The organism is Erwinia sp. MYb416 (assembly GCF_037479575.1).
Taxonomy (GTDB): domain Bacteria; phylum Pseudomonadota; class Gammaproteobacteria; order Enterobacterales; family Enterobacteriaceae; genus Erwinia; species Erwinia rhapontici.
Map to the genome: position 1 here is coordinate 107083 of NZ_JBBGYT010000309.1, position 21359 is coordinate 128441.

Genomic DNA, 21359 nt, shown 5'->3' on the forward strand with positions numbered 1-21359 from the left:
TCATCCATTCCAGGGGCCAGCATGCCCCTGCGAGATCCCCGGCATCATCCATTCCAGGGGCCAGCATGCCCCTGCGAGATCCCCGGCATCATCCATTCCAGGGGCCAGCATGCCCCTGCGAGATCCCCGGCATCATCCATTCCAGGGGCCAGCATGCCCCTGCGAGATCCCCGGCATCATCCATTCCAGGGGCCAGCATGCCCCTGCGAGATCCCCGGCATCATCCATTCCAGGGGCCAGCATGCCCCTGCGAGATCCCCGGCATCATCCATTCCAGGGGCCAGCATGCCCCTGCGAGATCCCCGGCATCATCCATTCCAGGGGCCAGCATGCCCCTGCGAGATCCCCGGCATCATCCATTCCAGGGGCCAGCATGCCCCTGCGAGATCCCCGGCATCATCCATTCCAGGGGCCAGCATGCCCCTGCGAGATCCCCGGCATCATCCATTCCAGGGGCCAGCATGCCCCTGCGAGATCCCCGGCATCATCCATTCCAGGGGCCAGCATGCCCCTGCGAGATCCCCGGCATCATCCATTGTAGGGGTCGGGCATGCCCGACCCGTTTCATCGGCAGACTCCTTGTTCCCGTTTTAGTTCACCCTTCATGCAATATTTATTTACATCCTATATTCAAATAATTATAGTTCTCATTTGCTTTCCCATTACAGGCAGAATCTTGTCTGATTGCAGTGCCAGTGGACCTCACCGTCAAATCATGGATAAGTCAGCGTGCCAATACCGCCTAGGGATAACCGGTAGATATTTTCGTGCCCGGTGCAGGTATTGACTCAACATCAGCAACTTATTCCAGGAATGATCGTGCCAATGTCTCGCTCTGAACCCCGTAAGCAGCCTCACTCAGCGCCATTATCTGCATCACGTATTTTCACCCCGTCTGTTGCCGCACTGTTGGTAATGTCGGCATTGCAGCCTGCCTTTGCCGCCGACAACGCCAAAACTGACACACTGACCGTTGAAGCGAATGTTAATGCGGCTGCACAGCAGGACGTCACCGACTACAGCGTTCCGGTGACGTCAGCGGGCACTAAGATGCCGCTGACGCTGCGTGATATTCCCCAGTCTGTTTCTATCGTTAGTAAGCAGCGTATGCAGGATCAGGGGTTACAAACTGTTGGTGAGGTGCTGAACAATACCGTCGGTGTGTCCGCCTCCAATATCGACTCCGATCGTTCAAATTATTATTCACGCGGCTTCCTGATTAATAACTACCTGTTCGACGGCGTACCGACAGTCGTGACCGATGTCTGGGATCTGGGTGATGCCCGTTCAGACACCGCCATCTATGACCGTGTTGAAGTGATTCGTGGGGCGAACAGCCTGGCGCTGGGTTCCGGTAATCCGTCAGCCTCTATCAATATGGTTCGTAAACACGCCGACAGCAAAGTACTGACGGGCAGCCTGTCTGCTGAAACCGGCAGCTGGGATAAACAGCGCTACGTGGGTGATATCACCGTGCCGTTAAATGAATCCGGCACTGTGCGTGCCCGTGCCATTGGCGGATACCAGGAGAACGATACCTGGCTGGACCGTTATCACGCGCGTAAGAAATTCCTGACCACGGTAGTGGATGCTGATTTGACCGATTCAACTCAGCTGTCACTGGGATGGGACTATCAGTCCAGCAGCAGTGAAGATCCAAGCTGGGGCGGGATCCCGACGTTCTTCAGCAATGGCGAGCGCACAAACTTCGATCGCAGCTTCAACTCAGGTGCTGACTGGACTTATAGCGATAAAGAATCGAATAAGTTTTTCGCGACTCTGACGCAGAAATTTGATAGCGGATGGCAGGCCCAGGTCAGCGGCAGCCATACCAGAACTAACTTTGACACCCGTCTGATGTATGCCGATGGCTACCCGGATAAAACAACCGGTACCGGCTCCGTTCTGTACAGTGGCTGGAACAAAGGCCGCCGCACTACAGACAGCGCCGATCTGTATGCCAATGGCCCGTTCGATTTGTTTGGCCGTACACATCAGCTGATGGTCGGTGGCAGCTACAGCAAACAGGAAAATACCTTCTTCAATAGCGTCTCTGACCTGACAGGGGTCAATATCGGTGATTACCGCAACTGGAACGGTAACGTCACAGAAGGTACGTGGTCACCGTGGACAAACTCTCTGGCTGATACTATCCGTCAGAAATCAGTCTATACCGCCGCCCGCTTCTCTCTGACGGACCCGCTGTCACTGTTAGTGGGCGCACGTTATACCGACTGGAGCGCTAACGGCACTTCAGGCAGTAACAATAGCGATAAGGTCGCTCCTTATGCGGGCCTGACGTACGACATTAACGACACTTACTCGGTATACGCCAGCTACACCAGTATCTTCCAGCCGCAGACCTCGCGTAGCAGCGATGCGAAGTACCTTAGCCCGGTGACCGGGAAAAGCTACGAAACAGGCCTGAAAGGGGATTGGAATAACAGCCGCCTGACGGCCACGCTATCGCTCTTCCGTACCGAACAGAACGGCCTGGGTGTCAACAGTTACGTCTATATTCCTAATACCACTGAATATGCCTATGACGAAGTCGATGCCGTCAGCCGTGGCGTAGAGTTTGAAGTGAACGGTGCGCTGACCGATAACTGGCAGATGACCTTCGGTGCATCTCGCTACATTGCAGAACAACGTAACGGCACCGCCGTGATGCCGGAAGTACCACGCACCACCGCTAAGCTGTTTACCAGCTATCGTCTGCCGATGTTGCAGGACCTGACCGTAGGTGGGGGTGTTAACTGGCAGAATAAAACCTGGGCCACTGTTGCAGGCGGCCCGGCAGGGAGTGACTACATCGATCAGTCCCCTGTGACGCTGGTAAATCTGTTCAGCCGCTACCAGGTGACCAGGCAGGTTTCCGTACAGGCAAACATTAACAATCTGTTCGATAAAGAGTATTACGATTATATGGGAACTTACGTGGTTTATGGCGCACCGCGTAACTTCACAGTATCTGCTAACTACTCGTTTTAATTAGATAAATTCCCTTCTCTACAATGCCAGCCTGCTATCGCGGCTGGCATTGTTACCCCGCCCTGATAAAAATACCAACGCGTGACTTTTTTTCCGATTACACTGCACCATCGATCGGCACAATGTCGCTTATTCATGCACTATTACTCACCTGATGACAGACAATTAAAACAGCGCTCTGAGCGCTTTATTCGTCGCATGTTCGCCATGCGGCAATTGGGCACCTTTTTGTGTTTTTTCCCTATCCTGTCGGTGCTGTTGGAGCTGGGTCGGGGCATGTGGCTGACCATTTTGCTCAGTATTAACGCTTTTATCTGGCCGGTCATTGCATGGATACTGGCACACTCGTCCAGCGATCCCACCGCCACCGAACGGCGAAACCTCACCATTGATGCCGCCTTTGGGGGTGTCTGGGTAGCCCTGATGGGCATCAGCCCGCTGCCGTCACTGATTATCATGGCGGTGCTGGCGTCTGATCGCTATGCCGCCGGTGGCTGGGCGCAGTTAAGACCTGCGCTTGCCGCGTTTCTGCTGGCCTTTATTCCCACCTGGAGCGTGGCCGGTATGCCATTACAGCTGACCTTCAGCACCCGCACGGTGTGGTTGTCGCTGCCGCTGGCGACCTGCTATATGATGGTGCTGAGCGCCGTGTCCTATCAGTTAACCCTGAGCCTGCGCCGTAAAAACCGCGAGCTGGAACGCATTTCACTGATGGACCCCAGCCTGAAAATCCCTAACCGCCGCCTGTTTGACCGCCGCCTGGAAAGCGAATATCTGCGTACCCAGCGCGGTGACAGCCATGCCTGGCTTCTGTTGCTGGATGTGGATAATTTCAAACAGGTGAATGATCGTTTCGGCCATGAAGCCGGGGATTATCTGCTGGCAGAAATCTCCATGCTGCTGCGCACGGAAGTGGGCATCCGGGATATTCCCGCCCGTTTTGGGGGTGATGAACTGGGGGTGATTGTGCGCGATGCCGACAGTAACAGCATTGTGATACTGGCGGCGGCGCTGAAAGAGAAAATTGCTCAAATACAGCTACCGGCGTCACCGAACTTTCAGTGTTCGGTGAGCATCGGCATTGCCCCGGCGGCCAAAGCAGACTCCATTCATCAGTGGCTGCGGAATGCCGACCAGGCGCTGTACAACGTCAAACGCACGGGCCGCGATGGCATCCAGCTCTGGCAGCCGGAGCCTCAGAACCTCTCAAACCGATAAGGGCGCGGATCGATAATCGGCGCTGCAGCCGACACCAGATCGGCAGCCAACTGCCCCGCCGCCGGTGACGTCCCGAACCCATGCCCTGAAAATCCTGTTGCCAGCGTCAGACCCGGAATTTTCGCCACCCGACCAATCACCGGGTTCGAATCCGGGGTGACATCAATAGCTCCGGCCCAGGCATCCGCAATCACTGCCTTTTCAAACGCGGGCCAGGCGGCTCTCAGGTTGGTCATCGCTTCCTGATTCAGCACCGGGTTCACCTGCGGGTCCAGCGTGCGAACCTGTTCAAACGGCGAACGGCCATGGGCTTTCCAGCGACGCGGCAACGCCAGATCCCTGACAAAATTTTTCCCGACGGAGATACGCAGGAAGCTGCGCTGCGTGCGCAACTGTTGCAGGTAGCGCGAACCGATTAACAGATGGTCCAGCGTCAGCGAGGCATCCAGCGCACCGCGTTGAGTAATGATAAAGCCGCCGTCATGATGCTTACGAAACGAGAAATCCGGTGCACCCACGGCAATGTCTGTCGGCCCTTCCATCGGCGTGGTGCGCAATACTGAGCAGATCAGCGGCAGCGTTGGCAGCGAAACACCGAGGTTACCGAGAAAACGTCGTGACCACAGCCCGCCCGCCAGCAGCACCTGCTCGCAGCGGATCTCACCCTTTTCCGTCACCACGCCACTGACGTTACCCCCCGCCAGCGACAGGGTACGTACCGCGCAGTTCTCAACGATCGTCACCCCTTTGGCAATGGCCGCGCGAGCGATGGCGCTGGAAGCCAGCGTCGGTTCGGCCCGGCCATCGGATGGGGTATAAATCCCTCCCGCCCAGTTGCCCCGGCCGCCCGGCACCCGCGCCGCAATCTGCTGCGCCGTCAGTAACTGTGAATCCAGGCCAAGATGCTCAACCGATTTCAGCCAGCCCTCATGCATCGCCATCTGCACATCAGTTCGGCCGACAAACATAATGCCCGCCTGGCGATAACCTACATCCTGCCCGGTGCGCTCCGGCATTGCGGCCCACAGGCGGTCGGAAGCCAGTGCCAGGGGAATATCATCGGCCATGCGGCTGGTTTTACGCACCCAGCCGAGGTTACGTGAAGATTGCTCCCCCGCCAGGCGGCCTTTTTCCAACAGTACAACGGGAATATTACGTTCTGCCAGCGCCAGCGCGGCGGTTAACCCGACGATACCGCCGCCAATCACCACGACGGTGGTGGCAAGGGGCAATGTCGTGGCGGTCTGAACCGGGGTGATCACAGGGGCCATACATACCTTCTTAGCGGGCGTTACAGCGCCACGGTGAGTTCGACAACATTTGCCGCAGAGGCACCACGATACGCGGTCACTTCCAGCTCCACTTTATACACGGTGGAGCCAAGCGGCGGGCAGGTGACCGTCGAAGCCGGGTTTATCCCGCGAAACTTGTCGCCAATAATCGCCATCACCGTCGGCACGTCCTGCGGGTCCTGAATAAAGACGCGCGACATCACCACATCGGCCAGCGAGGCATCTACGGCTGCCAGTGCCTGTTCGATATTGGCGAACACCTGATGCGTCTGTTCGCTGATATCCTCAGGAATTTCTTTGCTTTGCGGGTTACGTCCGGCGGTGTTCGACACGAAAATCCAGTTATCCACTGCCACAATGCGCGAGTAGCTGGCCTTCTCTTCAAAAATCGATCCGGTTTTTACTTTGGTTATCTGAGTCATTTTTCTTCCTTTTGATATATGCAGACCATCCTCTAAATCATTGGCGTTGCGACAAGGCGGCAAGGACATGAATCCCCGGGAGCTTACTCAGGTAAGTGACCGGGGTGAATGTGCGCAGCCAACGCCGTTGCAGCGTCAAGGATGACGAGGATTAATGTAATTCTGGGGTTTCCCACAGATTCAGCTTCACGCCAATACCTTTCTCCAGCGCATTGCGGTAAACCACCGTGCCCCACGCCACGTCCTCTACCGGCATCCCGCCCACCGACATAATGATGATCTCGTCGTCGTTCTGACGGCCGGGTGCATCTCCGGCGACAATCTTGCCGATGTCTTCTAACTGCGCGTGGGTCAGCTTGCCTTCCGCCACCATGTCCATAAAGCGCACGCCAATCACCGGGATGGTGTGATGCGCGGGTTTGGGCACTTCTTCATACCAGGCGTGATAGAGCCCCGTGTTATCCAGCACTTTGCGGACATCGGCCTGTTCCATGCCTTCATCGATATTGCACAACGCAGGCATCGCCAGAAATGCACCGGGTTTTACCCATTCACGTTTCACCAGCGGGTAGGTAGACGGGTCGCCCACTTCGCCAGAGCTGCAATAGGTGACGATATCCGACCCGCGCACCACCGCTTCCAGGCTGTCGACCACCTCAATGGTGATGATCTGCGGGAACGTCACGGTGATCCAGGAGATAAAGGTGTCCAGACTGTTCTGCCCGCGTCCTTTGATTTTGATGGTGTCGATCAGCGGGCAGACGGCGATAAACGCCGCGACGGCGGTTTTGCCCATCACGCCAGGCCCCAGCAGACCAATCACTTTTGCATCTTTGCGCGCTAAATGGCGGGCGCCCACGCCAGGGACAGCGCCTGTACGGTAGGCCGAAAGCAGGTTGGCGGACATATGCGCCAGCGGGGCGCCTGTATCGGCATCGTTAAGCGTGAACATCAGGATGGAACGCGGCAGCCCTTTCTGGCGGTTGGCAATATTCGAGCCGTACCATTTGACGCCAGCGGTACAAAAACTGCCGCCCAGGTAGGCAGGCATCGCCATTAAACGGCGATCGGCGGTGGGTTTCGGCATGGTCGGGAACGGTGAGTCCTCCGGGAAGGTGACCATCGCACCGTGCGAGTCGTTGTTCGATCCTGCCATGCGATAGTCGCCCTGATACAGCAGGCCAAACATCTCTTCCATCGTATCCACGCAGGCGGACATATCGGTGACCCCGGCGCGGATCATGTCCGGTTCTGAAAGGTAGATGAAATCGATTTTAGTTGAGTCAGACATGCCGGTTACCCCGTTAAATGAGTGAATGACGTTGCGCGGTCGACGTTGCGCTACACCATGAAAATAACGAGGGATCTTCCGGCCTGTATTGAACTTTTGCGACATGAGGGCGAATCGACAAACGGAAAGTGGCACCCGAATTGCAGTGAGAGTTTGTCATCCCTGTTGCAGGACTCGTCTTATGTCAAACACTCTGGCTTCACATTCGGCGGCCGATATTCAACCGCAGCAACCCTGGTTTGTTCTCAGTGCAGCCAAACACTACTCACTGAAGGCCAGCAGCCACCCGGCGATTTCCCATTTCTATAGCTTTGAAGTCGCCGAGTCGGCCAGCCTGACGCTGGCAGTGCCTGATGGCTGCGTGGATATCGTGTTTGACTGTGATGCTACGCATCCTGTGGCGAGAGTGTGCGGTACTACGCTTGCGGCACGCAGTGCTGCGCTGAACCGCAACCACCGCTATTTTGGCGTGCGCTTTGCGCCGGGAGTGACCCCGGATTTTCTCGATGTGATGGCAGAGGAGCTGACAGATCGTGAGTTTAACTTCTTCGATGTGGTGCCGGATGCACGCCAGGCCTGCGAACAAATCCTGCGTACCCCACTGTTTTTACAGCAGATCGCCCTGTTTAACACCCATTTCACTCCGCGCCTGGTACGCAAAACGTCATTGGTCACCGCAACGATCATTCATACCATCCTGCAACAGAAAGGCAATATCCGCGTGGAGCATCTGGAGGCGTTAACCGGCTATACCTGCCGCACCATTCAGCGCCAGTTTCGTCAGGACACTGGCATGTCACCCAAGGCGTTTGGCCGCATTATGCGCTGCCAGGCGGCACTGCATTCCCTGCACCAGCAAGGGCCGGTGTCGTTTTCTGACCTGGCGCTCGACCTCGGTTTCAGCGACCAGTCGCACTTCCTGCGCGAGTTTAAAAAGCTGATCAGTACCACACCACTCGACTATCAGCGTCAGACCCTGCTCGGTGCGTGGGGCGAGCGTATTCGTTATCACTAAGGGCGAAAAGTTAGCGCCAGGTTAGCGTGAAGTAGCACTAAAACAGTGCGACTGTTGCACCCTGGTGCTGTCCGATTTTTTCTATCCGCACCCGCCGTCACTGATAAATGATGCCAGCAGTACCTGGCCTCGGAAGAACACTTCCTGAGTACGATTTCACTGTCATCTAAGGCGCTGGCGATGAGCAACTCTACCGGTTTAAGAAAAAATACCCTGGGCTTATTTTCCCTGGTCTTCTTTGTTGTGGCGGCAGCCTCTCCCCTGACCGGCGTGGTCGGCGGACTTCCGGTGGCTATGTTCACCGGGAACGGCGGCGGTATTCCTGTGATCTATATTATGGCCTGCGCCATTTTGATGATCTTCTCGGTCGGCTATATCGCCATGAGCCGCCATGTCAGCGACGCGGGCGCGTTCTATACCTATATTTCGAAAGGGCTGGGGGAAAACTGGGGGGCGTCGGCCTCAGTGCTGGCACTGATCGCCTACTTCTCGGTGCAAACGGCCGTGGTGGCGATGCTCGGCTTCTTTAGCCAGCTGTTTGTTGAGCAGCATCTGGGCGTGCATATTCCCTGGTGGGCGCTGAGTATGCTGTTTGTGGTGATTGCCTGGGTGCTGGGCATTAAGCGCGTGGAGGTGGGCGGTAAGCTGCTGGGCGTGCTGATGGTGGCAGAAGTGGCTATCGTCCTGCTGACCGATGTGATGCTACTGATCAAAAAATCCGGCGATCTCAATATCAGCTCGTTTGAACCTTCCGTGTTTATGCAGGGTAACCTCGGCATTGCCTTTATGTTCTCGATTGCCTCGTTTATCGGCTTCGAATCCACTGCCATCTATGCCGAAGAGTGCCGCGATCCGCATAAAACCGTACCGCGTGCCACGATCTGTGCTTTGCTGCTGATCACCGTCTTTTTCTGCTTTACCAGTTGGGCGCTGGTGCAGGCGTATGACATCGATCAGCTGGTGGAGATTGCGCGTAAAGACCCCGGCAACTTCGTCTTTGATATTACCCGTCAGTATGTCGGCCAGTGGGCGGTGGAGACCATGTCGGTGCTGCTGATCACCAGCCTGTTCGCGGCAGCGATGGCATTTCATAATAATATTTCACGCTACATTTTCAGTATCAGCCGTGATGGCCTGATCTGGAAAGAGCTGTGCGAGACACATCCGACCAACGGCACACCGCACAAAGCCAGCCACGTGCACAGCGTGATCCTACTGATGATGCTGGTGGGCATGGGCAGCATCGACCTTGACCCAATGGCACAGATTTTTGCCTTTGGATCGGCGATCGCCACGCTGTCGATTCTGGTATTGCAGGTGGGTGTATCGGCGGCGGTGATCCTGTTCTTCCGCCGTTTAGAGCACCACAATAATAGCGCCTGGCAGGTCTTCTGGGCACCACTGCTGGCCATGACGGCGATGTCAGTCACTATTATTCTGGTGATCAACAATTTGCAAATTCTGAGCGGCAGCGACTCGAAGCTGGTGCAGCTCATCCCGTGGTTTATCGCGGTTTGTTCAGCGGCAGGCTATGCGATGTCAGTGAAGCGCAAAGGACGTACACTCCCTGCCTGAGAGGCCGGACTCGCGGAATGCAATACGAATGGCGGCGACGGTTTTTTATTGCCGCCCCGGACAGCAGAACGCTCCCGCCTTTACAGGTCGGAAGCGTTCTGTGAACACGTTACTTTGAATACGCTTATTTAATCCCGAACACGCCGTACAGGTGCACCATTAGCCACATAGTACGGAACGTCACTACGGGCCAGTGGCGGACGCCCACGGATCATATCGGCTATTTTTTCAGCGATCATGATCGTTGGCGCGTTAAGGTTTCCGGTGGTGATACGCGGCATAATGGAGGCATCCACGATGCGCAGGTTCTCCATGCCATGCACTTTGCCATCATGTCCAACCACGGCCATTTCATGATAACCCATCGCATTCGAACAGGAGGGGTGATAGGCCGTTTCAGCATGCTCGCGGACAAAACGGTCCAGGTCGGCATCACTTTGACAGCTCGCACCCGGCGAAATTTCCTTGCCACGATAAGGATCCAGCGCACGCTGCTGGATGATTTCACGCGTAAGGCGAATAGCCGCACGGAATTCACGCCAGTCCTGATCCTGGGACATATAGTTAAACAGGATACTCGGATGGTCATGCGGGTTCTTCGAGGTGACCTGCACACGGCCACGACTCATTGAACGCATCGAACCTACGTGTGCCTGGAAGCTATGGACTTTAATCGGATTCGAGCCGTTATAGTTAATCGCGATCGGCAGGAAATGATATTGAATATTTGGCCATTCAAACTCTTCGTGGCTGCGAATAAATCCGCCCGCTTCAAAATGGTTACTGGCACCAATACCCCTCCCCATAAACATCCACTCCGCACCAATCAACGGCTTATTATGCAGCTTCAGCGCAGGGACCAGCGAAACGGGCTGCATGCACTCATACTGCAAATACATTTCCAGATGATCCTGCAAGTTTGCGCCAACACCGGGCAGATCGTGAACAACTGGAATATCCAGGCTTTTTAACAGCTCACCCGGGCCAACGCCTGAGCGTTGCAGGATTTGCGGAGAAGCAATCGCCCCCGCACAAAGCAACACTTCACGTCGCGCACGTGCCGAGTGCGGGATCTCTTTTTGTAGCCAGGCCACTCCGGTCGCCCGTTTGTTCTCAAACAAAATACGATCGGTCACGGCATGGATTTCAATCGTCAGGTTTGGACGTTGACGCGCCATGTCCAGATAGCCCCGTGCGGTACTCGCACGACGCCCATGTGGCGTTACGGTGCGATCCATCGGGCCAAAACCTTCCTGCTGGTAACCATTTAAGTCGTCAGTACGCGGATAACCTGCCTGCACACCCGCTTCAACCATTGCGTGGTAAAGCACGTTGTTATCGTGTTTTGGCGTAGTCACGCTGACCGGACCACAGTCACCATGATAATCATTGCCGCCAATATCGCGGCGTTCCGCTATTTTGAAGTACGGCAGGCAGTCAAGATAACTCCAGTTTTCCAGACCTTTCTGTTTCGCCCAGCCGTCATAATCCATGGCATTACCACGGATGTAACACATCCCATTGATCAGCGACGATCCGCCCAGCCCTTTACCACGACCGCACTCCATGCGTCGGTTGTCCATAAAGGGTTCTGGATCGGTCAGATAGGCCCAGTTATAGCGCCGTCCCTGTAACGGATAAGCCAGTGCCGCAGGCATCTGCGTACGGAAGTCCTGACGGTAGTCCGGGCCTCCGGCTTCCAGTAACAGCACGCTGACATCAGCGTCTTCTGTCAGGCGCGTCGCCAGTACGTTACCCGCTGAACCCGCACCAATAATGATGTAGTCATATTCCCTGATAGTCGTCATAAAAACCTCAATGTCCTTATTTAAAAAACAGATTGATAGCGTTCCAGCTCAACCTGGATTGACTTGATACGCGTGTAATGGGCGAGCGTGCTTATCCCATTTTCACGTCCAACACCGGATTGTTTGTAGCCGCCTACCGGCATTTGCGCAGGCGATTCTCCCCAACTGTTGATCCAGCAGATACCGGCTTCTAACTGATGAATGGTGCGGTGAGCTTTTGCCAGATCGCGTGTGATGACACCTGCCGCCAGGCCAAAGTGGGTATTGTTCGCACGGTCAATGGCTTCCTGCTCATCGTCCCAGGTCAGAATGCTCATGACCGGCCCAAAAATCTCTTCTTTGACGATGGTGTGATGATCTTCGCAGTCGGTGAAAATCGTCGGCTGAACGTAAGCACCTTGTGCAAAAATGCCTGATGTTTCGCGCGCACCACCGCACAATAAACGTGCCCCTTCCGCTTTGCCGCTGTCGATATAGCGCAGGACATTTTCCATATGGGAAAAACTGGTCAGCGGACCGAAATTGGTGCGGGGATCCATTGGTTCCCCCATGCGAATACGCTTAACGCGAATTTCCAGCGCCTTTTCCAGTGCGGCTTTCTGTGAACGATGCACAAACACGCGTGTCCCGTTGGTACACACCTGCCCGGAGCTGTAGAAATTCGCCATCATTGCGATGTCTGCGGCCAGTTCGATATCAGCATCGGCCAGAATCAGCAGCGGTGACTTGCCACCCAACTCCATCGTGACGTCTTTAAGCGATGAAGCCGCCGCGCTGGCCATGACTTTCTTACCGGTTTCAATACCGCCAGTGAAGGAAATTTTTTCAATACGTGGGTGCTGTGTTAACCATTCACCGACTAAACGCCCTGCCCCCTGAACCACGTTAAATACACCATCTGGCAGACCCGCCTGCGTGTAGATCTCAGCCAGTTTAAGTGCGGTCAGCGGAGTCACTTCGCTAGGTTTGAAAATCATCGCGTTACCTGCGGCAAGCGCGGGGGCCGATTTCCACAACGCAATCTGGATCGGATAGTTCCAGGCACCGATCCCGGCCGTCACGCCCAGCGGTTCACGCCGCGTATAGAAGAAGCTGCTATCGCGTAGCGGATACTGCTCACCTTCAATGGATGTTGCCAGGCCAGCGTAATACTCCAGCACATCCGCGCCCGTGACGATATCGACAACCGAAGTTTCAGAGAAAGGCTTGCCGGTATCCAGCGTCTCCAGGTGGGCCAGCTCATCATTGCGTTCACGCAGGATGTCTACGGCACGTAACAAAATACGTGAACGCTCCGTTCCGGTCATTGAGGCCCAGATTTTTTGGCCACGTTCTGCACTCGTGACCGCTCGTTCAACATCGTCCTCGGTTGCGCGCTGCACCTCAGCCAGCACCTCACCGTTTGCCGGGTTGATCGTTTCAAACGTCTCTGGGCCACTGGCGTCAGTCAAACGACCATCAATATAAAGTTGTTGCAGGGGGAGTTTCGCCATCAGTACGGTTCCTTTTGTCAGTTGGCTTGGGGATTCAGATTCTGTTACTTAGCTTATTTTCAACATAGTCGAAGGCAATTTCGCATGCCTTCCGTGCATTAAAATCGATGCCAGCCAGGCTACCGCGTAGCCATAATCCGTCAATCATTGCCGCCAGGCCTCGGGCAGCTCTGCGTGCTTCGTCCTGCGGTAAACAGCGGCGAAACTGGCAGCAAATGTTGGAATACAGTCGGTGATCGTTGACCCGCTGCAAACGACGTAACGCGGGCTGATGCAGACTTGCTGCCCAGAAATCAAGCCAGGCACGCATTGATGTTCCGCTGGTCTGGCTGCGGTGAAAGTTGCCTTCGATAATGGCGAACAGTTGCGCTTCAGGGGTGTCCTGCGCGCTACTCCGGCAGGTAGCCACTGCATCGTGCAGGTCGCACAGGATGCGGCGCATCGTGGCGTTTAACAAACCGTCTTTGTCGCCAAAGTAGTGGCTGACAATACCCGTAGACATCCCTGCCTGGCTGGCGACCTGAGATAACGTCACACCCGCTAAACCGACGTCACCTATGGTTTCGAAGGCCGCAGTGATCAACTGCTCTTTGCGTTGTTCAGGTATGGCTTTACGGGACATTTCAACTCCAGGTGGCAGCGACCACACATTTAAAATTCACTGATTGAACGTTCAATCAATCTACATTATGCTACGAAAATGTCAAAGGCGTGGTTATTAAATGTTAATGACCATGTCTTTATAAGATGGATTTTACGCTTTACACCATGGAACTGTTCATATGACTGAGATCGCGCCAAAACCGATCGGCCATGCACCGATCAGACTGAATGCTCCCGTTTTTTTTAGCTCTGCTGTCGTTATCCTGCTGTTAGGACTGCTGGTGGTGATGTTTCCTACCGGAAGCCATCAATGGCTTAACAGCGCCCAAATCTGGATGGCAGATGTGTTTGGCTGGTACTACATGCTGCTGATGATCGCGTGCATGATTTTTGTATTCTGGCTTGCCCTTTCCCGCTTCGGGCACATCAGACTGGGCGAGGAGGGGGAAGCACCGCAGTTTAGTTACCCTTCATGGATTGCCATGCTTTTCTCAGCGGGTATTGGAATCGCACTGGTGTATTACGGTGCCTATGAGCCACTGGACCACTTTCTGCAACCGCCAGAAGGCCAGGGGGGAACGCCTGAGGCCGCCCGTCAGGCAATGGCGATTACATTCCTGCACTGGGGCCTTCACGGCTGGGCGCTGTATGCGCTCATCGCCACAGCACTGGCCTATTTTGCTTACTGCCGCGGATTGCCTCTGGCGCTGCGTTCGGCCCTTTACCCTTTTTTTGGCGAGAGGGTTCACGGCTGGGCCGGGCATTTAGTCGACAGCTTTGGCATTCTGGTCACTGTGATTTCGATGGTCACTAACCTCGGTATCGGGGCATTGCTGGTGAACTCCGGCCTGCACTATCTGTTTGATATCCCACAAACGCCACATGTGCTGTTGATACTGATTGTTGTGATGATGATTGTGGCAACGCTAGCCGCCGTCACCGGCGTCGAGAAAGGCATCGCGATGCTCTCTAACATCAACGTTGGCTTCCTGTGCTTACTGTTGCTGTTCGTCTTCGTCACCGGCCCAACGCTCAATCTGATCAACGGGATGCTTCAGAATACGGGCGATTACCTGACATCGATTGTCGGGAAGAGTTTTGATGTGTATCTCTATGGCAAAGCGCGTCGCTGGCAGGGTGCATGGACGCTTTTCTACTGGGCGTGGTGGGTTGCCTGGGCACCGTTTGTCGGCTTGTTTATTGCCCGTATCTCAAAGGGACGTACCATCCGTGAGCTTATCCTGGGTGTCATGCTGATCCCGTTAGGCTTCACCCTCGCCTGGCTGTCTATTTTCGGCAATACCGCGATCAGTCTTGTGCTGGAGCATTCAGATAAAATTCTGGGTCAGGTTGCGTTGAAAGATCCCCCTATGGCGGTTTTCAAACTTTTCGAATACCTCCCCTTCACTAAAATCACTGCGGGTTTCACTATTGTCATCAGTTTTGTGCTGTTCCTGACACCTGTCGATTCAGGCACGCTGATGATTGCTAATCTATCCAGCAAGGGGGGAACCAATGACGATGATGCACCTGCCTGGCTACGCATTTTCTGGGCTTCTGTCACCACGTTAGTCTGTGCAGGCCTGTTGTATGCTGGCAGCTTCAGCGCCATGCAAACCGCTGTCGTGATTTGTGGCTTACCCTTCTCTGTGGTGATCGTGCTGTATATGGCAAGCCTGTACCGCGATTTGCAGAAATTTGGTGATAAGACGATGATGCAGGCAGACCGCCAGGGCTAGTCTGGCGATACTGCACAATATCGTTGAAACCATCAATGCCCCTGACTATCAACGTCAGGGGTTATTGAAGGGAGATTCGTGTCAGTACCACCTGCCGGGCAGACTCAATATGCCTGATGGTTTCCTCGCGTGCCTGCTGCGCATCCCCGCGCGCATACGCATCAAGAATGGCGGCATGTTCATGCTGGAACGCGGGAGTATCCGCCAGCAGTCGGCGTTGCAGATATTCGTAGCGCTCAATCTGCGCGCATAACTCTGCGATCATTTTCAACAGCCTGCCGTTATGACAGCCGCGATAAAGAAGGGTGTGAAACTCGCGGTTCAGCTCTCCCTGCTTTTGCACGCTCACCGTACTCTCCAGTAATTGATGAACCAGTCTGACACGCGCCAGCGTCTCTTCGTCGCGGTGGATCACGCTGTGATAAATCGCCTCCCCCTCCAGCAGCGCACGCAGCGTGTAGATCTCATTCACATCATCGACGGTTAGGGCTCTGACAGCAGCACCTCGGTTACGCTGCGTTTCAACAATTCCTTCGCGTTCAAGCTGCTGGATGGCCTCACGCAGCGGGATGCGGCTAACGGCAAACTGACTGGCCAGTTCACGTTCGATCAAGCGTGCGCCATCAGGCAGTTCGCCCTGATTGATCATGTCGCGCAGGGAGGCAGCAATAACATCTGCCGTGGAGCCTGGTTTAGTCAGCATCAGTGTATTCTCAACAAAACAGTTGGAATAATGGTATACCATCTGCTTTACTTGCACAATCAACGTGCGCGGTTATCCGCATTTCCCTCAGGAGCAAGCAACATGGCACAACGTGAACATCACTATCAGGTTTCGGTTGAATGGACAGGGAATAAAGGACAGGGCACCGCATCCTACAAGGCATACGACCGCGACTACCAGATGAGTGCGGGCGAGAAAGCACCGATTGCAGGCTCATCCGATCCGGCATTTCTGGGCGATGCCACACGATGGAACCCTGAGGATCTGCTGGTTGCTTCGGCTTCGGCCTGCCATAAATTATGGTATCTGCACCTGTGCGCTGAAGCCGGAATTATTGTCCAGGCTTACCGGGATGACGCGGAGGGAACAATGGTGGAAGGCAAGACAGGCTGCTTTACCCGCATTGTGCTAAAACCGCAGGTGAGCATTTCCTCAGGCGACCCGGAGCTGGCGCGCATGCTGCATCACCGGGCCCATTCGCTTTGCTATATTGCCAACTCGCTGAACTTCCCGGTGCAGTGCGAACCAACGATTGTGCAGCAGTAAATGTCACGGGGTGCTCTGATAGCCTGTCGATAAAAGGGGCTTCCGCCCCTTTCTGTTAGTACACGGCGGCAAATATACGCGCCGGGAAACTAGCCATAGGCGCCCTGGGCGGAACAGCGGTCAGATACGCGTCCTTGCCCACCACCGCATTGATATTGGTCATATCCTCGGCAATAACAATCCCATGCTTTAGCAGCAAATCATGCACCGGGATACTGTCATTTTTGTTGTAGTTATCGACCAATAGCGCGTCAATACCCAGCAGCGCAGCCTGATGTTCGATAAGCCACTGTGCCGCCCGGGTGGTCAGATAGGGCGGATTCTGTGCATATTCTGGCTGGCCGAAATAGTGACTTTTGCCGCTATTCAGCAGTACCGCCTTCCCTTTCACCTCCTTACCGTAAAAATCGGCCAAGTCAAAAAAACCACTATCTTTACCAAGATTAATCACTATCACTGGCAAATTCACCAGCTTTTCCAGTGGGTAATCCGATATTTTCATCCCGCTCTCGTCGGCATGATAAGGGGCATCAATATAGGTCGCAGAAATACCCAAAAATTGAATCCTGTCGATCAGCGCACCATTTTTATAACGCGGAGCCGTTTGAGTTATTTCCACTTCGCTTAATACGGGATAAGTTTGCATTCCCGATTCAAGAGGATGATTTAAATCAACATATGCAATGGGCTTAGGGAGATTAACGGCCATCGCCGACTGGCACAACAGCAATCCGAATGCCATGGCAAGAAGCGATTTATTCAGTCGCATTTTCATTGTATTCCTTTCACAGTTCGCTGGTTAATTTGACATTTTTTCTTTTTTTGAAAAAAACGTTGAAATTCACTTCAGATAAAAAAACCGACAAAATAATAACGCACGTAGCTATCAGGTCTCGGTTCTTAATGCTGTCACCAAAGACAATCACCGAGCATAACATCGATGCCACTGGGATAAGGGCAACGCACATACCTGCAGAAGCAGCAGAAATTTTATTAACCCCCTTGAAGAATAATATGTACGGCAGGGCCCAGACAAACACACCGTAATAAAAAAGAGTAATTCCCTGATCGTGAGTAATACTGGATAGTTGATAACGCTGAAGTTCATGCAACGCGAGAGGTAAACTAAATATCATTCCTGTCAGACACACTCCCGCCGCCATGGTCAGCGGCTTAAGGGTGGATTGAATTTTGTTGGCAATAATAATGTTGAGCGCATTCGCCAGCGTCGATAACGAGAGGAATAACAGCCCAATAAAGGTGTTACGCCCGGCATCGGCACTGCCTGGCAGGGTCATTATCACCACACTTATCACCGCCAGCAGTACCGAAATTGCGGCATTAACCCTTATTTTTTCCTTAAAGAACAATATTGTAATCAACAAGACAACAGCAGGTGCCGTACTGGTGATCACTGATGCCGTTAATGCGGTAGTGGAAGGTAGACCATAGAGCAGGAATACCGTATACAGTACCGCCCCGAGTAAGGATAAGACACTGACAATCAGCCAGTCTTGCACGCCAATTCGCAACCAGTTGGTTTTGTCTTTCACCAGTGTTAATGGCAGAAGGAATAAAAAACCTATTGCAAAAGTAATACAGGTAAAGATCCAGGTGGGAATAGAGTCCATTGCCTCTTTGGCTACAGGATAGCTGGAACCAACAAAAATAAAACACAGTGCCACGGACATCAGTCCTGATATTTTTCTGAACATAATATTGCCTCTAAATACAGGATACAGCCACAGAAAGAGGCATGAAATTGCCTTTTCACTGCGGGGTGGGAAAAATAATTCGCCAACCATACTTTGCAAAGAGCATGCCAATATTCTATTCACTGTTATTCATTGATGTTCAGTAATTTATTACCACCGCGCGCACCAAATTAATGCATTAAAATAATAAAAATGGTGCATCTGATTTAAAATGGATCTTAATGTATTTAATAAAAAATATATCACACACTGATTTTTAAATACAAAAAGGCACACCATTTGTGGTGTGCCTTTTTTAAAATTAAAATTAGTCGTTCAGCAATGGCAGGCTGGCCAGCATATTCCTCATGTTGATTGCATCCCAGGGCAAATGTTCCGCAATACCCAGCCCAACAATGGTGGTAAAATCATTCATCTGCTGAATAATATTCATCACTTCCTCTATTTCAAGCATTCCTTTTCCCACGCCATCATAAGTCTGTTCATCGATATCAGGATTCGCGAAAAGTACCGATCTGAATTTTTTAAAATTCAGCACATCCAGATCAAAATGAATCGCGAGGTGAGTAATGTTTTCTTTTTCAATCCACTCAACAATCTTACGACTGCCCGCTTTCATCTCTTGTGGTGAACAGGTGTTGATACCGTGCTGTTGGATGAAATCGACTTCATAGTCGCTGGGGTCATTCAGACCGGCAATCAACACCTGTCGGGCGGCAACCGGGCGGGTAACGGCAGCCGTCAGCTCCGCATCGCCATGCCCCATCAGCGCCCCCAGAACATGAGCATGTGAATGGCTGAACTGCGCCGGTGTCATCACATCCGGATGGGCGTCAATCCACAGAATGCCCAGGCCATCCTGGTATTTTTCTGCCAGCCAGGCGAAGGGGGCCAGATCCACCAGGCAGTCACCGCCCAGTACCACGATTTTATCGGGCGCGTGTTCCGCGATAACCTGTTGTGCAAGCTTGAGCTGGGCGACCACCTGTTGACGTCCAACAATGCCGCCTTCATTGGTTAGGGGATTACTTTCTGGTGGGCTCACCGGGATGTGGATGACGGGACAGCGGCCTGCTGGGGCAAGCCACGCAAGCAGTTCAGCACCAAAGTGATAGGCCGGGTTATTGCCGCCCTGCCACTGTGGTATCACCAGCCGGATTGTTTTCATCTTACTCATCGGTGCCCTTCTTCTGTCAGCATGAAATCGCCTCAACCACAAAATGAATGAACGTTCATTCATAAACTATCCTGGTTTTTTCCCGCTGTCTATAGCCCAACGTGATGAAGAGAGAGGAGGGCGTTCGCCGTCCCGATATCTGTACATCATCAGGGCCTTAGGCTACCGTAGTGAATGAACGTTCAGACGACGAGAGTGAAATGAGCCGCGAGAAAAGCAGCACCTACCATCGATTAATTACCGCCGCAGCCACCTGCTTCTCTGAGAGAGGCTTTAATGCCTCCAGCATCAGTGACATTGCCCGGCAGGCAAAGGTTAGCCAGGGCGCGATGTACACCTATTTCAAAGGCAAGTCAGCGCTGATTTCTGCCATTGTCGAAGAAGAGAAAAACACCGCACTGGTGAACTACAGCCAGGCCTATCACTGTTCCCCCTTTGAGCGCATTTCTCAACTGGTCAAATCCTGTATTAATGAAGTCGGCTATCCGGCCGATCACCGGTTATGGGTTGAGATTATTGCTGAGGCGGCGCGCAATGATGAAGTCAAAGCCACCTTTGTCGCGACCGACCTGATTATGCGCGAGGGCATTAAAACCATCATCCTCGACGGGATGGCCAAAGGCGACTTTGCCCCTCAACTGGATGCGGAGATGGCGACCATTGCGATTTATGCCCTGATTGACGGGCTGATTTCGCGCAAGGCGATTAATCCTGACTTTGATCTGGAGAAGAACCTGTCAACGCTGGATGGGATCCTGACGTTTATTTTGCATGTCACTGAGTAATAACCGTCAGCGCAAACCATAAGAGCGTTTCTTAAAGATTCGTTAAGAGATGCCTTTCGCGGCCAGGCAAACCATGTCATTACGCCTCAGAAACATACGCTACGTTCTGTCGACAGCTCACCATGATATGACTACCTCCCGCTAATAACAATTGAGGAATCCGTGGCCCATTCCCTTTGCTATATTGCCAACTCGCTGAACTTCCCGGTGCTGTGCGAGCCGACAATCGTTCAGTCGCCACAGTAAGCTGAAAAAACAGGGCCACCGAAGCGTTGTGTGCCCTATCAGTCAGAAAGGAAAAAACGATTAAAGATTCACTTCCCCTTCCAGGCTATGCACGGCGCGGCCTGGCATTTTGTGCCCTCGTTTTTGATAAATTTCCGTCACTTTGACGATGCATACATTTAATCAAAATTCCCTTCTCTTTTTTCTAAACAGTGCCACAATGAAATCAGAAACATAATGCGCGATTAAATAGCGCGCTACTTAAAGTTCTACGATTGATCATAAAAAAGATGCAACACCGGGGATTTTTAATACCTGCAACACCAGGGAAAACTCTTACAGATACGTGGTTTTGTCAGCGTGACAGCCACATTTAGACATTCTGATTTCAGCTTGTAGCCGACTGACACCGTGATGTCGTTCTTCAGATAAAGGCTGCTTTCGTTTAATCCCGGCCACCCTGGTGGCCCCGTACAATAATGAGAAACGCCTATGCCAACCCGCACATCACAGCGCCCCGTGCCAGTCATGACTAACGTGCGTGAACTTCGCCTCGCCGCCGGTCTTTCTCAGGAAGGCGCAGCCGAGCGCTTTAACCTCAGCCTGCGTGTCTGGCAAACGAAAGAGGCCGCCAGTAAGCCGGCGCTACTCAGTCAGGTTGAATATGAGTTCCTGTTGCTGCTGGCAGGCCGCCATCCGAATTTCACTCTGACAGCGCAGTAAATAAGACAGCTATGCGC

The 21359-nt window shown here is 53.4% G+C and carries 18 protein-coding genes; 8 read left to right on the forward strand and 10 right to left on the reverse strand.

Going from position 1 to position 21359, the window contains the following annotated elements; translation table 11 throughout:
- The first annotated feature begins 825 nt into the window (after window positions 1–825).
- Window positions 826–2991 (forward strand): ferric-rhodotorulic acid/ferric-coprogen receptor FhuE, encoded by a 2166-nt coding sequence (gene fhuE, locus WH277_RS03230; protein ID WP_238337091.1) that lies wholly within the window; start codon window positions 826–828, stop codon window positions 2989–2991.
- 135 nt (window positions 2992–3126) lie between these two features.
- The gene (locus WH277_RS03235) at window positions 3127–4209 is read left to right on the forward strand and encodes a diguanylate cyclase (RefSeq protein WP_133844320.1); all 1083 of its coding nucleotides are present in this window, start codon (window positions 3127–3129) and stop codon (window positions 4207–4209) included.
- Here WH277_RS03235 and WH277_RS03240 read toward each other — a convergent pair.
- The 3 genes from WH277_RS03240 to WH277_RS03250 form a co-directional block, all read right to left on the reverse strand.
- On the reverse strand, window positions 4188–5480 hold the full coding sequence (locus WH277_RS03240; RefSeq protein WP_339504327.1) for an NAD(P)/FAD-dependent oxidoreductase: 1293 nt from the start codon (window positions 5478–5480) through the stop codon (window positions 4188–4190). The two genes, WH277_RS03235 and WH277_RS03240, sit on opposite strands and share 22 nt — an antisense overlap.
- Window positions 5481–5500: 20 nt before the next feature.
- Window positions 5501–5923, reverse strand: coding sequence for a RidA family protein (locus WH277_RS03245; RefSeq protein WP_133844326.1), 423 nt, complete (start codon window positions 5921–5923; stop codon window positions 5501–5503).
- Window positions 5924–6074: 151 nt separating this feature from the next.
- Window positions 6075–7214, reverse strand: coding sequence for a tyramine oxidase subunit B (locus WH277_RS03250; protein ID WP_339504329.1), 1140 nt, complete (start codon window positions 7212–7214; stop codon window positions 6075–6077).
- Window positions 7215–7395: 181 nt separating this feature from the next.
- On the opposite strand from WH277_RS03250, the gene WH277_RS03255 reads away from it, so the two are divergent.
- Both WH277_RS03255 and WH277_RS03260 read left to right on the forward strand, forming a co-directional pair.
- The gene (locus WH277_RS03255) at window positions 7396–8229 is read left to right on the forward strand and encodes an AraC family transcriptional regulator (protein ID WP_238337090.1); all 834 of its coding nucleotides are present in this window, start codon (window positions 7396–7398) and stop codon (window positions 8227–8229) included.
- Window positions 8230–8409: 180 nt separating this feature from the next.
- Window positions 8410–9804 (forward strand): APC family permease, encoded by a 1395-nt coding sequence (locus WH277_RS03260; RefSeq protein ID WP_133844332.1) that lies wholly within the window; start codon window positions 8410–8412, stop codon window positions 9802–9804.
- Window positions 9805–9932: 128 nt separating this feature from the next.
- On the opposite strand, the gene betA is transcribed toward WH277_RS03260, so the two are convergent.
- The 3 genes from betA to betI are packed head-to-tail and all read right to left on the reverse strand — an operon-like array spanning window position 9933 to window position 13727.
- Window positions 9933–11612: a choline dehydrogenase gene (gene betA / locus WH277_RS03265; protein ID WP_133844334.1), complete on the reverse strand. Its 1680-nt coding sequence runs from the start codon at window positions 11610–11612 to the stop codon at window positions 9933–9935.
- A gap of 20 nt (window positions 11613–11632) precedes the next feature.
- Complete coding sequence (gene betB, locus WH277_RS03270; protein ID WP_133844336.1) at window positions 11633–13105, reverse strand: betaine-aldehyde dehydrogenase; 1473 nt, start codon at window positions 13103–13105, stop codon at window positions 11633–11635.
- Between the two features lie 34 nt (window positions 13106–13139).
- The gene (gene betI / locus WH277_RS03275; RefSeq protein WP_133844338.1) at window positions 13140–13727 is read right to left on the reverse strand and encodes a transcriptional regulator BetI; all 588 of its coding nucleotides are present in this window, start codon (window positions 13725–13727) and stop codon (window positions 13140–13142) included.
- A gap of 160 nt (window positions 13728–13887) precedes the next feature.
- Here betI and WH277_RS03280 point away from each other — a divergent pair, with 160 nt between their 5' ends.
- Entirely contained in the window at window positions 13888–15447 is a 1560-nt protein-coding gene (locus WH277_RS03280; RefSeq protein ID WP_339504336.1) for a BCCT family transporter, read from the forward strand.
- Between the two features lie 61 nt (window positions 15448–15508).
- On the opposite strand, the gene WH277_RS03285 is transcribed toward WH277_RS03280, so the two are convergent.
- Entirely contained in the window at window positions 15509–16150 is a 642-nt protein-coding gene (locus WH277_RS03285; protein ID WP_159337786.1) for a GntR family transcriptional regulator, read from the reverse strand.
- 102 nt (window positions 16151–16252) lie between these two features.
- On the opposite strand from WH277_RS03285, the gene WH277_RS03290 reads away from it, so the two are divergent.
- A complete protein-coding gene (locus WH277_RS03290) occupies window positions 16253–16717 on the forward strand; it encodes an OsmC family protein (protein ID WP_339504338.1) in 465 nt (154 codons plus the stop codon).
- 55 nt (window positions 16718–16772) lie between these two features.
- Here WH277_RS03290 and WH277_RS03295 read toward each other — a convergent pair whose 3' ends face one another.
- From WH277_RS03295 to WH277_RS03305, 3 genes are all read right to left on the reverse strand, one after another.
- Window positions 16773–17492: a cyclase family protein gene (locus WH277_RS03295; protein ID WP_339504340.1), complete on the reverse strand. Its 720-nt coding sequence runs from the start codon at window positions 17490–17492 to the stop codon at window positions 16773–16775.
- Between the two features lie 10 nt (window positions 17493–17502).
- A complete protein-coding gene (locus WH277_RS03300; RefSeq protein WP_339504341.1) occupies window positions 17503–18555 on the reverse strand; it encodes a DMT family transporter in 1053 nt (350 codons plus the stop codon).
- A 184-nt stretch (window positions 18556–18739) separates the two neighbouring features.
- Window positions 18740–19609, reverse strand: coding sequence for an arginase family protein (locus WH277_RS03305; protein ID WP_339504343.1), 870 nt, complete (start codon window positions 19607–19609; stop codon window positions 18740–18742).
- A 170-nt stretch (window positions 19610–19779) separates the two neighbouring features.
- Here WH277_RS03305 and WH277_RS03310 point away from each other — a divergent pair, with 170 nt between their 5' ends.
- Window positions 19780–20394, forward strand: coding sequence for a TetR/AcrR family transcriptional regulator (locus tag WH277_RS03310; protein WP_339504345.1), 615 nt, complete (start codon window positions 19780–19782; stop codon window positions 20392–20394).
- Window positions 20395–21111: 717 nt separating this feature from the next.
- Window positions 21112–21342: a transcriptional regulator gene (locus tag WH277_RS03315; RefSeq protein WP_133844346.1), complete on the forward strand. Its 231-nt coding sequence runs from the start codon at window positions 21112–21114 to the stop codon at window positions 21340–21342.
- Window positions 21343–21359 lie beyond the last annotated feature (17 nt).